12 protein-coding genes, 2 tRNA genes and 1 pseudogene are annotated in these 12,929 nt (G+C 64.1%); 10 read left to right on the top strand and 5 right to left on the bottom strand.

All coding sequences use genetic code 11. From position 1 onward, the window contains the following. Positions 1 to 84: 84 nt before the first annotated feature. The gene (gene rnz, locus XH84_RS26185) at positions 85 to 987 is read left to right on the top strand and encodes a ribonuclease Z (RefSeq protein ID WP_128922671.1); all 903 of its coding nucleotides are present in this window, start codon (positions 85 to 87) and stop codon (positions 985 to 987) included. 16 nt (positions 988 to 1,003) lie between these two features. Here the strand turns inward: rnz and XH84_RS26180 are convergent, their stop codons facing one another. Further along, positions 1,004 to 1,837: an IclR family transcriptional regulator gene (locus XH84_RS26180; protein WP_128922368.1), complete on the bottom strand. Its 834-nt coding sequence runs from the start codon at positions 1,835 to 1,837 to the stop codon at positions 1,004 to 1,006. A gap of 120 nt (positions 1,838 to 1,957) precedes the next feature. On the opposite strand from XH84_RS26180, the gene XH84_RS26175 reads away from it, so the two are divergent. The 8 genes from XH84_RS26175 to XH84_RS26145 all read left to right on the top strand — a co-directional run bounded on the left by XH84_RS26175 (position 1,958) and on the right by XH84_RS26145 (position 8,881). Beyond that, positions 1,958 to 2,878, top strand: a complete 921-nt coding sequence (locus XH84_RS26175; RefSeq protein ID WP_164936626.1) for a dihydrodipicolinate synthase family protein — start codon at positions 1,958 to 1,960, stop codon at positions 2,876 to 2,878. Between the two features lie 27 nt (positions 2,879 to 2,905). Then, complete coding sequence (locus XH84_RS26170; RefSeq protein ID WP_128922367.1) at positions 2,906 to 4,345, top strand: FAD-binding oxidoreductase; 1,440 nt, start codon at positions 2,906 to 2,908, stop codon at positions 4,343 to 4,345. A 2-nt stretch (positions 4,346 to 4,347) separates the two neighbouring features. Then, the gene (locus tag XH84_RS26165) at positions 4,348 to 5,454 is read left to right on the top strand and encodes a four-carbon acid sugar kinase family protein (protein WP_128922669.1); all 1,107 of its coding nucleotides are present in this window, start codon (positions 4,348 to 4,350) and stop codon (positions 5,452 to 5,454) included. Beyond that, positions 5,451 to 6,488, top strand: coding sequence for a 4-hydroxythreonine-4-phosphate dehydrogenase PdxA (gene pdxA, locus XH84_RS26160; protein ID WP_128922366.1), 1,038 nt, complete (start codon positions 5,451 to 5,453; stop codon positions 6,486 to 6,488). Before XH84_RS26165 ends, pdxA begins: the two co-directional genes overlap by 4 nt. Before the next feature lie 13 nt (positions 6,489 to 6,501). After that, positions 6,502 to 7,632 (top strand): iron-containing alcohol dehydrogenase, encoded by a 1,131-nt coding sequence (locus tag XH84_RS26155; RefSeq protein WP_245471872.1) that lies wholly within the window; start codon positions 6,502 to 6,504, stop codon positions 7,630 to 7,632. A 57-nt stretch (positions 7,633 to 7,689) separates the two neighbouring features. Continuing rightward, positions 7,690 to 8,487: a Bug family tripartite tricarboxylate transporter substrate binding protein gene (locus tag XH84_RS26150; RefSeq protein WP_245471855.1), complete on the top strand. Its 798-nt coding sequence runs from the start codon at positions 7,690 to 7,692 to the stop codon at positions 8,485 to 8,487. 28 nt (positions 8,488 to 8,515) lie between these two features. Continuing rightward, positions 8,516 to 8,662: a hypothetical protein gene (locus XH84_RS40985; RefSeq protein WP_245471854.1), complete on the top strand. Its 147-nt coding sequence runs from the start codon at positions 8,516 to 8,518 to the stop codon at positions 8,660 to 8,662. Positions 8,663 to 8,807: 145 nt separating this feature from the next. Then, positions 8,808 to 8,881 (top strand) — tRNA-Gln (locus XH84_RS26145). 239 nt (positions 8,882 to 9,120) lie between these two features. Here XH84_RS26145 and XH84_RS41680 read toward each other — a convergent pair. After that, positions 9,121 to 9,781, bottom strand: a pseudogene (locus XH84_RS41680) (VIT1/CCC1 transporter family protein). 56 nt (positions 9,782 to 9,837) lie between these two features. Between XH84_RS41680 and XH84_RS26135 the strand changes: the two are divergent. Beyond that, positions 9,838 to 9,945: transfer RNA gene (locus XH84_RS26135), tRNA-Tyr, on the top strand. Between the two features lie 111 nt (positions 9,946 to 10,056). Here the strand turns inward: XH84_RS26135 and XH84_RS26130 are convergent. From XH84_RS26130 to XH84_RS26120, 3 genes are all read right to left on the bottom strand, one after another. After that, positions 10,057 to 11,073: a plasmid recombination protein gene (locus tag XH84_RS26130; RefSeq protein ID WP_128922364.1), complete on the bottom strand. Its 1,017-nt coding sequence runs from the start codon at positions 11,071 to 11,073 to the stop codon at positions 10,057 to 10,059. Positions 11,074 to 11,804: 731 nt separating this feature from the next. Continuing rightward, entirely contained in the window at positions 11,805 to 12,113 is a 309-nt protein-coding gene (locus XH84_RS26125) for a hypothetical protein (RefSeq protein WP_128922363.1), read from the bottom strand. Further along, the coding region (locus XH84_RS26120) for a ParA family protein (RefSeq protein WP_164937398.1) at positions 12,110 to 12,929 on the bottom strand (820 nt) is incomplete at its 5' end. The genes XH84_RS26120 and XH84_RS26125, both read right to left, overlap by 4 nt.

Genomic DNA, 12,929 nt, shown 5'->3' with positions numbered 1-12,929 from the left:
TGCTGCCGCTCGCGTGGCATTGGGGGCGGTGAGACCGTCCACCGTGTCGTCGCGGCGAGGGGCGGTCGCTGGACATCGACGATCATGTTCGCCCTGACATTTCTCGGCACTTCGGCAAGCGTCCCCTCCGCGGAACGCAACCATCCGGCTCTCCTCGTGGAGGCCGCGGGCAAGCGCATCCTGATCGATTGCGGGGAGGGCACGCAACGCCAGCTCTTGAGGAGCGGCGCGGGCTTTCGGCGGCTCGACCGCGTGCTGCTGACGCACGCTCATCTCGACCACGTGCTCGGCATCCCCGGTCTGTTTTCAACACTGGGATTGCGGCAGAGCGCCGAGGTGATGAACGTCCATGGCGGGCAGGGCACACTCGACGTCGTCATCCGAATGCTCGCCGGCCTGTGGGGTGCGGGCGGGGCGCCGATCGCGGTCGAGTTCGTAGCCCTGACCGAAGGACAGGTCATCGACGCGGGGGATTTCACCATCGCCTGCTTTCCGGTCCGTCATCGCGACACCGATAGTCTTGGTTTCGTGTTCCAAAGCCCCGCACGTCGCCACCTTCGACCCGAGCGCCTTGAAGCGCTTGGTGTCCCTGATGGTCCCGTGCGCGGCGAACTGGCCGCAGGTCGAGCGGTCGTGATCGCCGACCGGGCGGTCGATCCGGAAGAGGTTTTGGGCCCGCCCAGCGGCGGCAGGAAACTCGTGGTGATCGGCGACATCGAGACCACCGACGGACTGTCCAACTACGTCGCTGACGCCGATATGCTGGTAATCGAGGCGACGTTCCTCGAACGCGACGCCGCAACCGCGCGGAATTACGGCCATCTCACCGCGGCCGAAGCGGCCGCCTTTGCGGCCGCGAACAACGTCCGCCAACTCGTGCTGACCCATATGTCGGGACGGTACGAGGACGATGAGATTTTGGCCGAGGCGGCGAGGATATTTCCGAACACTGGGATCGCCGCCGATTTCGATCATATCGTGATCTAGTCGCGCCGACCTGCGCTCAGCTCGTCAATCCCGACTTGATCGCGAGATCCTGCACTTGGGCCGTCACCTGCATCAGCCGCGGCAGCGCCTGATCACGGAAGGCTGCCATGTCCATGCGCATCGCATCGACGGTGACGCTCAATCCTCCGATCACGTGACCTTGCGCGTCGAAGATCGGTGTTGCCAGCGTGCGCAGGCCATATGCGTTCTCGCCGTCGGAGACGGCATGACCTTTCTTCTTGACCTGATCGAGCCGGGCGAGCAGGGCATCGAGATCGGTCAGCGTCCGCTCCGACAGTTTGACGCGCGGGCGCGATTCCAGCCGCGCGATCTGCTCGTCCTGCGCCAGATGCGCCAGCATGACGTGGCCGAGTGCGGCGCTGTAGGCGGGAATACGCGTGCCCGGCCGGCGGTCCATCTTGTGGCGATCAAGGCCCGCGCCGATCCGCGCAAGATAGACGACGTCGCCGCCGTCGAGGATGCCGAGTGAGGCCGCGTCGCCGACATCCGGCACGAGGTCGCGCAGCAGCGGCTCGACCATCGGCCGCAGCGATCCATGCGAGAGCACGGTGTAACCGAGGTCGAGACAAGCGACGCCAAGTCGGAACCGGCGGCTTTGCGGAACGGCCTGGAGATAGCCGAGCTCGACCAGGGTCTGGATCAGGCGGAACGCCGTCCCGCGATCGAGATCGGCAATTGCGGCAATCTCGCTCAGGGTCAGCTCGAAAGCCTCGCTGCTGAAGCTCTGGAGCACGGCAAAGGCCTTCCCGACGGAAGCAACGTAGTTCTTTGGATTTTTCGGGGGCGATTCCGATTTGCGCTTGGTGGCCTTCTTTTCGACCTTGGCCATGCTCGAATACCTTGCCATGGCAGCTACCGCCCTTGACGTGGCTGCCAGCTGATTTTACGACAGGCCAAGCTAATAACAAATGTTCGCATTCCGAACAATACCTTGACGATCGGAGGAAGTTTGTCGAAATCATCGCTCCATCCACATGGCGTGTTTTCCGCGGCGCTGACGCCGCTCGACGCCGAGCTCGCGCCCGATCATGCGCGCTTCGTCGCGCACTGCCGCTATCTGCTGGATGAAGGCTGCGACGGCATCGCGCTGTTGGGAACGACAGGCGAGGCGAACTCGTTCTCCGCGGCTGAGCGCATGGCGCTGCTCGAAGCGGCGGTGGCCACGGGCATCGCGCCGCAGCGGCTTCTTCCCGGAACGGGCGTCGCCGCGCTCACCGAGACCATTGCGCTGACGCGTCATGCACTCTCGGTCGGCGTCGATACCGTCGTGATGTTGCCGCCGTTCTACTACAAGGGTGTCACGGACGACGGCATCTTTGCATCCTATAGTGAAGTCGTGCAGCGCATCGGCGATGCCAGGCTTAAGGTCGTGCTGTATCACATCCCGCAGATGTCGGCGCAGCCGATCTCGCATGCGCTGATCGAGCGGCTGCGCAAGGCCTATCCGGCCACCTTCACCGGCATCAAGGATTCCTCCGGCGATTTCGCCAACATGACCGCCATGGTCGAACGCTTCCCGGGCTTTTCAGTCTTGGTCGGAGCTGATCCTTTGCTGCTGCCGTTGCTGCGCAGGGGCGGTGCGGGCTGCATCACCGCGACCTCCAATCTGGTCGCGCGCGACCTTGCCTATGTCTACAAGCATTATCGCGACAGTGACGACGACGCGGCGCTCAAGGCGGCGCAGGCGCGCATCGTGAAGGCGCGCGAGCTGGTGTCGCGCTTCCCGCAGATGGCGTCGCTGAAGATGCTGGTGGCCGAGCGCACCGGCCATGCCGGATGGCAGCGTCTGCGGCCGCCGCTGGGGTCCTTGCCGTCAGCTCAGGCGAAGGAGCTGCTCGCGACGGCCGCTGCATTCGCAGCCGTCGCCTAGAGCCGGCGCGAAAGGCGGGGCGATCCGATGTCCGACTCTTTCCAGGATGCCTTGGCCGGGCTTGCTGCGATCGTCGGCGACAAGCACGTCATCGCGCCCGGGTCCGACCAGGAGTCCTATGTGGTGGACTGGCGCGGGCGCTATCAAGGTCGCGCGGCCGCGGTGGTGAAACCGGGCTCGACCGCGGAGGTCGCTGCCGTCGTGAAATTCTGCGGCGCGAGGCAGCTTGCAATCGTGCCGCAGGGCGGCAACACGGGCATGTGCGGGGCAGCGACGCCGGACGATCGTCCGGGCAATGTCGTGATCCGACTCGACCGGATGCGGGCCGTGCGCGACGTCAGTCCGCTCGCCGACACGATCACGGTGGAAGCCGGCTGCATTCTAGCCGACGTGCAGAATGCCGCCCGCGCCGCCGACCGTTATTTCCCCTTGAGTCTTGGGGCAGAAGGCTCCTGCCAGATCGGCGGCAACATCTCGACAAATGCTGGCGGCACGGCAGTGCTGCGCTACGGGCCGACGCGCGATCTCGTGCTCGGGCTGGAAGTCGTGCTGGCTGACGGACGCGTCTTCAACGGCCTGCGCGCATTGCGCAAGGACAACACCGGCTACGCGCTCAAGCAGCTCTTCATCGGGGCAGAGGGGACGCTCGGCATCGTCACCGCGGCCGTGCTGAAGCTGTTCGCGCCGCCGCGCAGCTCGGCGCTGGCGTTGCTGAAATTGCAGGGCGTGGAGCAGGCGCTCGAGATCATGCAGCGCCTGCGCGGCACGGTCGGCGACCGGCTCGGCAGCCTCGAAATCATGTCGCGGTCGCAGATCGAGGCGATCGCCGAGACCGTGCCGCATGTGACCATTCCCTTCGAGCTGACGACGCCATGGTATTTGATCGTCGAAGTCACCGATACGCTCGCGGGCGTCGATCTCGACGAGGCGCTCGCCACGGTGCTGGGGGAGGCGATGGAGGCCGGGCTTGCGGAGGATGTAATCCTTGCGTCCAACCTCGCGCAGGCCAAGGCGATCTGGGCTGTCAGGCACAGTGTGTCCGAAGGCAACAAACGCAGCGGCTATGTCGTGTCGCATGACAGCGTGGTACCGCTGGAGCGTCAGGCTGTCTTCGTCACCAATGTCGAAGCCCGCATCAAGGCCGCCGTTCCGCATGCGAACGTGGTGATGCACGGCCATATCGGCGACGGAAACATCCATGTCATCGCACTGATCGATCGCGCCCGTTGCCAGGACCCGGCCGCGACGGCTGCTCTGGTGACCGAGATCAATGAGATTGTCGACGACGAGACCGCGGCGCAGGGCGGGGCGATCAGTGCCGAGCACGGCATCGGCATTACCAATCGTGGCCGGCTCGCCCGCGTCACCGATCCCAACGACATCGAGTTGATGCGCGACATCAAGCGACTGTTCGATCCGAACGGCTTGATGAACCCGGGCAAGATCTTCGGCGCGGGAGCAGCATGACGATGACGAGCATCCGCCTGTTGGCCGACGATCTCACCGGTGCGCTCGACACCGCAGCGGAGTTCGTCGGCCTGTGCGGACCGTTCGATGTCATCTGGTCGGAAGGGTTTGCGCCGCGAGAGTCCGGGAGCCTCGCAATCGATAGCGGCACCCGTGAGCGGTCGAAGGCCGAGAGCGTCGAGATCGTTGGGCGACTGGTGCCGTACCTTCAGGGCGGGACGATCGCCTACAAGAAAGTCGACAGCCTCCTTCGGGGCCCGTGGGCAGCCGAGCTTGGCGCCTGTCTGCGCAGCGGACATTGGGCCTCCTGCGTGGTCGCGCCCGCGTTCGATTATCAGGGGCGTCGCACCGTCGGTGGCCAGCAATTCGCGCGCACGGTGCATGGCGATTGGCATCGGGTCGGCGACAATTTGCTGGATCAACTGAGCCAAGACGGCATCGAGGCACGACAGGGCACGCCTGGCACGCTCTCGCAAGGCGGTGTTCAGGTGTTCGATGCCGAGAGCGACCTCGACCTCGATCGCGTCGTCGACATGGCGCGGCGCATGCCCGGGCCCATGCTGTGGTGTGGCAGCGGCGGCTTGGCCGGTGCGCTGGCCCGCGGTCATCGTGCCGATGCGCCGAGCCGATTGAATCTGCCGGTGCTGGGCCTGTTCGGCTCCGATCAAACTGCCACCGCGGCCCAGCTCGCGGCGTGTGGCGAAGCTACGATTGCGCTGACTGAAGGCGAGGGTGGTGCGGGCGTTCGAGGCAAGCTGACCGACGAGGGCGTGGCGCTGGTCAAATTTGCCCTTGCCGACGGGCTGTCGCGCGCCGAGGCGGCGCGCCGGATCGCGCGCGAGATGACGGCGCTGATCGCGGCCCTCGAACCGCCGGGCACGCTGATCGTGGCCGGTGGAGAGACCCTGAAAGCGGCCTGCGTTGCCCTTGGCGCTCAGGCGCTTCAGGTGACAGGGCGTATCGTGCCGGGACTACCGCGTTCGATCCTGCAAGGCGGCCGCTGGGCCGGTGTCGATGTCATCTCGAAATCAGGCGCATTCGGCCCGAGCGAGCTATGGCGCGATCTACTTCGAGACAATCATTTAATCAGCAAGGGGAGTCTGACGTGACCTCTCGTCATCTTGCCATCACCATGGGCGATCCTGCGGGAATCGGGCCGGAGATCATCGTCAAGGCCTGCGTCGGGCTGAAGGACCGGATCGCGAAAGGCGATCTGCGCCTGCTGATCATCGGCAGCGGCGCGGCGCTCGATGGCGCGAAGGCTGTACTCGGGACCGACATTGCAATCCCTCAAGTCTCGACGGCGGAGCGTGACTGGCCCAACCTCTGCTACCTGCAAGCCGACGCCGAAGGCGATCCGATCAAGCCTGGCGTGCTCAGCGCCGATGGCGGCCGCTTTGCCTACAAGGCGATCGAGCAGGGCGTGCGCCTGACGCAGGCGGGCCGGACCGCAGCGATCGTCACCGCGCCGCTCAACAAGGAAGCGCTCAACAAGGCAGGCTATCATTTCCCCGGTCATACCGAGATGCTGGCGCATCTCACCGGCGTGCGCGGCTCGGTGATGCTGCTCGCCCATGGCAACATGCGTGTCAGCCACGTCTCGACCCATGTGGCGCTGGAGGACGTGCCGAAGCGTCTGACGCCGGAACGGTTGCGCATGGTGATCGACCTCACCAACGACGCGTTGCTGCGGCTCGGCATCGCCAAGCCGAAGATCGCGATTGCCGCGCTCAATCCGCATGCCGGCGAGGGCGGCCTGTTCGGCCGGCAGGATATCGACGTTTCCGCGCCGACGATCGCGAAAGCGGTCGCCGATGGTCTCGATGTCGTCGGCCCCGTCCCCGGCGACACCATCTTCGTCAAGCTGCGCGCCGGCCAGTACGATGCAGCGGTCGCGATGTATCACGACCAGGGGCACATTCCGGTCAAGCTGCTCGGCTTCCAGGTCGATCCCGCGACCGGCCGCTGGCAGGAGCTCTCTGGGGTCAACATCACGCTGGGCCTGCCGATCATCCGTACCTCCGTCGATCACGGCACCGCTTTCGACATCGCTGGCAAAGGCATCGCCAACGAACACAGCCTGATCGAGGCCATCGACTATGCCGAGCGGCTGGCCGCTGGCGCCTCCGCATCGAAATCATGAGATCGAACGCATGATGACCAACGCCTTCACGCCCATCGAAATCCAGCGGCCCACCATCCTGGAGTTCGGCAACGGCACCATCATTGCCGCAGCGCGTTTTGCCGAGCGGATCGGCGCCAAGCGGCCGCTGGTGATCTCCGACCCGTTCAACGCGCGCCGCGTCGACACGCTGGCGCTGCCGGGCGCCGTCAAGGTGTTCGGCGAGGTCAAGCCCGAGCCGGACCTGCCCAATCTCGAGAAGGCGGTGGCGATGGCGCGCGATGTCAAGCCCGATCTCGTGGTCGGCTTCGGCGGCGGCAGCGCGATGGATCTCGCCAAGCTGGTCGCGGTGATGTGCACGAATGACGTGCCCTTTGCCGACATCGTCGGGCCCGAGAAGGTGGCTGGCCGCAGCGTTGCGCTGATGCAGGTTCCGACGACGTCCGGCACCGGCAGCGAGGCCGGCACCCGTGCGCTCGTCACCGATCCCGTCAGCCAGAACAAGCAGGCGGTGCAGAGCCGCTTCATGCTGGCCGACATCGCCATCGTCGATCCCGACCTGACGATGACCGTGCCGAAGGAGGTCACGGCGGCGACCGGCGTCGATGCGCTGGCGCATTGCGTCGAGGCCTATACCAGCCGCAAGGCGCATCCGGCGATCGACCTCTACGCGCTCGAAGGCGCGCGGCTGGTCGGACATTATCTCGAGCGTGCCGTCGCCGACGGCGACGACCGCGAGGCGCGCGCCGGCCTGGCGCTGGCCTCGCTCTACGGCGGCTGTTGCCTGGGACCGGTGAACACGACCGCCGGCCATGCGGTGGCCTATCCCCTCGGCACGCGTCATCATGTGGCGCATGGACTGGCCTGCGCGGCGATCTTCCCGCATACGCTGGCCTTCAACATGCCGGCCGTGGAGGCGAAGACGGTCGCGGTGCTGGCTGCGCTTGGGTTGCCGGAACGCAACGATCCGAAGCTCGCATTCGACGCCACCTACGCCTTCTGCAAGAACCTCGGCATCGAGATGCGGCTGTCCGCGCTCGGCGTGCCCCAACATGATCTCGGCGTGATGGCCGATGAGGCGCACGCCATTCGCCGCCTGCTCGACAATAATCCGCGCGATCTGGGTCGGGATGCGATCCTGAACATATACGAGGTCGCGTTCTAACAGTCCTGTCGCGCGCGGCAGTCAATCAACAACACAGTGAAAGGTGAGGAAACTTCGATGAGATCGATGTGGCTTGGTCTTGTGTCGGCGGTACTGCTGACGACGTCGCCAATGAAGGCGCAGGATGTTTATCCGTCCAAGCAGGTGACGGTGATCGTTCCCTTCGCGGCCGGCGGCACGGCGGACATCTTCGCGCGCATGGTCTCGAACCATTTGCAGACGAAGTTCGGCAAGCCCTTCGTGGTCGAGAACGTCGGCGGTGCCGGCTCGATCCTCGGCGTGACCCGGCTGGCGAAATCGGCGCCTGATGGCATCACGCTCGGCCTTGCCAGCACGTCCGCGCTTGCGATCAACCCGTCGCTCTACGGGCCGAAGCTCAGCTACCAGCCGGACAAGGACCTGGTGCCGATCGCCCAAATCAGCGTCGTGCCCAACGTGCTCGTCGTCAATCCCAACAAGATCAAGGCGCGCACCGTGCCGGAGCTGATCGCCTATCTGAAGGCGAATCCGGACAAGGTCTCGTTCGGTTCGGCCGGTGTCGGCACCTCGCAGCATCTTGCCGGCGAGCTGTTCCAGCAGATGACCGGCACCAAGATGGTGCACGTGCCGTACAAGGGCTCGAGCCAGATGCTGACGGATCTGCTGAGCGGGCAGATCGATCTCGCCTTCGACAACGTGCCGCTGCTGCTGCCGCAGGTGAAGACCGGCCAGCTCGCGCTGCTCGCGACCGCAACGCCCAAGCGCGCCGACTTCGATCCGCAAGCGCCGGCCGTCGCCGAATTCCTGCCCGGCTTCGAGGCGGTGGCCTGGCACGGCTTCTTCGTCCCCGCCGGGTACGCCGAAGCCGATCGTTGAAAAGCTCTCGGCCGAGATCCGCGCCTTCATGCAGCAGCCGGAGACGGTGCAGAAGTTGGCCGAGCTCGGCGCCACCGCGGTCGCGGTGGATTCCGAGCCGTTCGCGGCCTACATCGCCGCCGAGACCGCGCGCTGGAAGAAGGTGATCGGGGCCGCGAACATCAAGCTGGACTAGGCTGTGATCCATCCACCGGAGCGCTTGCCAGCCCAGAGCCGAGCGGGTAGAACCCTGCCACGCCTGAGCCGTGATTTGCGCCAAACGCGCTTCCGGCGACAGTTGAACAAGTCAGCAAGTTATTGAATTTGTTCAGCTATTCCGTTGGGGAATGGTGTAACGGTAGCACAACAGACTCTGACTCTGTTTGTCTTGGTTCGAATCCAGGTTCCCCAGCCATACTCGGCAACCCAATCAAGCGCTTGATCCGAACCGGCTTTTCGCCGCAGATGATGGACCGTAAACGTCATCTTGGACCACACTCGTGGACCATGCAACCGGTGCCAAAGCTATCCCGCGTCCTGACGGGCGCGCGGCCGAGTGTCGCGTCGCCTTAAGGGGCATATTCCACCGGGCCTTGTTTGTCTCGCTACGTTAGTGCCAAGCACCTCCCGCGCGTCATTGAGGTTTGTGACGCCTCAGCGTCCAGGGGCTATCCTTGGGATGCGGAAAGCGCGACCGCTGCGGCGACGATCGAGCGCTTCGAATTTCTCGACCTCCGTCCACCTAAAATCGGCGGGCAAAATCTGCTGCACCAATCTGACTCGCTCTTCTGCTTCAATGGTGAAGTGCCCTTTGACCGCTCCGAAGCAGATCAGGGCGACGCTGGTCGCGGCGACCGAGATATACAGCGCCGTCCCGATGTCGTGGGCGAACATGTAGGGCGCGAGCGGAATCAGACCGCCGATCACATGCGAGCCTCCGATCGTGGCGGCGCCGATCGGGGCACGCTTCGGCTCCGGACGCTCCAGCCCCAACTCGAATCTCATCATGAAGTCGGCCCATCGCTGGCCGGTTTGACGCGACCGCACCGACAACGGACTTGAGCGCATCGCCCTCAAGGCCATACTCGCGGATGATCTGCTCAACCTCGTTGATCTCTCGTTCGCGGTGCTCCCGCTGCTCTTCCGCGGCGTAATGCACTGCATCCGTGCGCGCAGCGAGATACCCACCAAGGCCCCTCGCGATCGCGCCCGCGACAACTTCGGCCAAGCCGGCAGTGACGATCACGTCCGTGTTGGTAACGGCCGCGGAAAGGCCCGCCACGAGCGCGAACGGGACCGTGAGGCCATCCACCATCCCGATCACGACGTCGCGGAAGCTTTCGGAGGCGGTGAAGTGCTTCTCGATTTGAGGGGTGGCTGGCCCGGGACGCTCCTGGTTGCGGTTCGGATTTGAAGGGAGCTGACTGTAAATCAGCCGCCTCATGGCTTCGCAGGTTCGAGTCCTGCCTCCCCCCACCATCTTGAAAATACTTGCGAAATTTCTGTGCGGTTAGGTAGGCTGAGGTCGCCAAAACGGCTGGTGTTGGCCCTTGGGTCACGCCTGGGTCACTTTCTGCACACGAGACCTGATCATGGAGCGCTAGGCGCTGCTTCAATCATTCTCAGCCTCTCCTGAAGCCGCTCGATCTCTGCCGCCTGGGCGGAGATCGTCGCCTCGTTCTTCAGAAGCTTGTTCCGCGTATCGGCGTATTTTGTCGCCAAATTCCTGTAATGCTTAGCGGCCGTTTCGGTCACGAGCGCCAGCCGCTTGTCAGCCTTCGCCTCGATAGCGGCGATCTGGAGGTGAGCATCCTGTTGCACCAGAGCGATGGCCTCGTTCGCGCGGACTTCAGCCCGCTCGGTCAGCGTGAGCGCCTGATGGCGATGGCGTCGACTTGCTTCTGCGAGCGCCTCCCTGTCCTTCTTTCGGGTCATCCACTCGTCGCGCTCGTAGCGCTGGCGCTTCTTTCCGTAGCGCGCCAACCCGTGCCGGGAGGCCACGTCATAATAAAAGTTGTCCTGGAAATCCTTCAGCGCGCTCCGATAGGCCTTCTTTTGCTCGCGCTTGGGTAGGCCGCGCTCAGCTGCGGCCTTTTCCCCACGGAGGCCTGGATGGAAACTAGTCAAGCGGATGCGGCGGTTTGCATCGAGGGGGGCCACGACGATGAACTGAACGTGCGGTTGAGGTTCGTCCACGTGCTCGACCACACTCATCAGATGGTCGCCCCAATACTGGTGGATCCAGGCAATGCTATCATCACGAAACGCCGCCCAACGGGCCATCTGTTCGGCATCTTCAAGGCATTCGGCTAGCGGCTTGGGCCACGAGATGACGCCGCCAAGGACAAGTGGCGCGTCCTTGCGAAGGCGACGCCCTCGCGCATCGACGGCTTGTTCAGCAATGCCGCTCGCAACTGCCACCGCCTCACGGGGATCGCAGCCGAAGCGCTGGATGTGCGGCTTCGGAGCTGTCACATGAGGGCAAGCATACGGCTCGCGCACCTGCTCGGCAGCGATGTCAAACATCGAACGTTTGCGCTTCGAGCTATTCTTGGCGTGCGCTCCGACTTTGCCGTACTTGTCGAAACGAATGAATTGCGGTCCCATGCGGATGTCCTCGTCGTACTGACGGCTTTATCCACGCCCGCTCGGCAAGTGGGAAACGCGACTAACACCTAGTCGGTTATAGGTGTTACGAGGATCCGCAGCTGGTACCGCTGCAGCTGATGCAAGGTGTGCGAAAGGGTAGCGGTCCGCGTGAAGGCGTGCTTTGTTGGCGGTCCTGCAATGCGGTCCTCGTCCGCAGAGAGCGGCGGACATCCTATGCCGTGCGCCGTCAGCAAGTCCTCGATTGCGACGCAGACGAGGTCGTTTACCGGGCAGTCCAGCGAGGCGGCCAGGACCCTCAAAGCGCGTCGGGCATCTGGCGCGACAGAATAGGTCGTCCGGACCTCTTCGGCCGGTCGCCGTTCACTGGCTAGCTTGATCTCCCGCCGCGCCGCTTGTGCGGTCGCCGCACCCGGACTTGCCGGCCGCGACACCGACACTCATGGATTCGACAGAACACTTGTTGGGATGTTCGGAACACTTGTTGGTGAAGTTCAGGCCGGCCGGCTATGGTGAAAACCTATCGCCGAACAAGTGTTCCAAGATGTCCGGGAAGTGTTCTTTTTCATACCATGTAACGGGGGGCCGACAAAAAAATTTGCCGCCCTCCTTTCCCCCAACGTCCCTCCGGTCGGCTGCCCTAAAGGATTGGATTTCTGCCCGTGAGAGGCGGAGAGCAAGGCGGGAGGCATCTAGCGCAACGTACTGGGGCGCTCGGACCATCCCGGATCTTAGGTGCCCGAGTTCGGCTCTTGAGGCTGCGATCTCGCCAGGCGAGACAACTGGTCGCGAAGGTCGGTTCGCGTGAGGGAGACTGGCTGTGAACCGTGCGCCATCAGCAGATTTTCAAGCGCGATGCAGATGAGGTCGTTCGCCGCGCAGTCCAGCGAGGCCGCCAGCATCCTCAACGCGCGTCGGGCATCAGGCGCAATGGAATAGGTCGTCCGAACCTCGTCGGCCGGCTGCCGTTGGGCAGCCAGCTTGATCTCCCGGCGCAGGGCTTGCGCGCGGATGGCCTGATCTAAGGGGCGGTTCTTCACGACGTCAGCTCCAACCGCTCCAGCAGCCAGTCGGTCAAGCGGGCCACCTCGTGGGCCGCCGCACCATCGGGACGGTACTCCGACACCCCGAGACCGCGGAGCGCTGCGTCCTGGAAATCGACGCGATAAGCGAGGAAGCCGCCCGCGATCTCACCCAGCTCCCTGTGCTTATCGAGCCATGCCGTCAATCGGGGGGTCATCGTCGCGGGCGCGTGCGACAGGACGATCGCGTACGGCAGGCCGGCGTCGATGAACGCCTTCCGGACGTAGGCGGTCGCCGCGTTCGCGAGGACCGTCGCCTGGGAGACAATCATCGTCAGATCGGCCACCACCGCGACTTCCGCCAGGCTGCGCATATCGTGACCGGGGGTGTCGACCAGGATCGCATCGAATTCTTTGCGAGCCTTTGAGAGCCAGTTCGGCAGATCTCGCGATCGCAGTGACCGAACGAACGGCCACTCGGCGTCGCGCCCGTCGCGCCAGAGAATCAATGACCCTTGTGGATCTGTATCCAGAAGCGCCACCCGTAGCCTGCGCCTGGTGAGTTCGACGCCGATGTTCGATACCACAGTGCTCTTTCCCACGCCCCCCTTTTGATTAACAAAGGGGACGACCCTTGCCTCGTTCATTTCATTCAACTCCTGCGCAGCAATCTCCCATCTGCTGCGGCAAGGATCAAATTCGCCGGCCAAAGCCGCGTGGAGCGAGGAAAATCGCCGCTTTTCGCGTTCTTTCGGCTGCGCGCGGCTGCGATTTATCCCCGTAGTTCTGGTTTTTTTATAAAGGTCTTGAACATTGCCATTGCTTGTGCCTGTC

Origin of the sequence: Bradyrhizobium nanningense (assembly GCF_004114535.1) — a bacterium.
Classification (GTDB): Bacteria; Pseudomonadota; Alphaproteobacteria; order Rhizobiales; family Xanthobacteraceae; genus Bradyrhizobium; species Bradyrhizobium nanningense.
The sequence above is the reverse complement of the archived record's forward strand: the minus strand, read 5'-3'. Positions and strand labels throughout refer to the sequence as shown.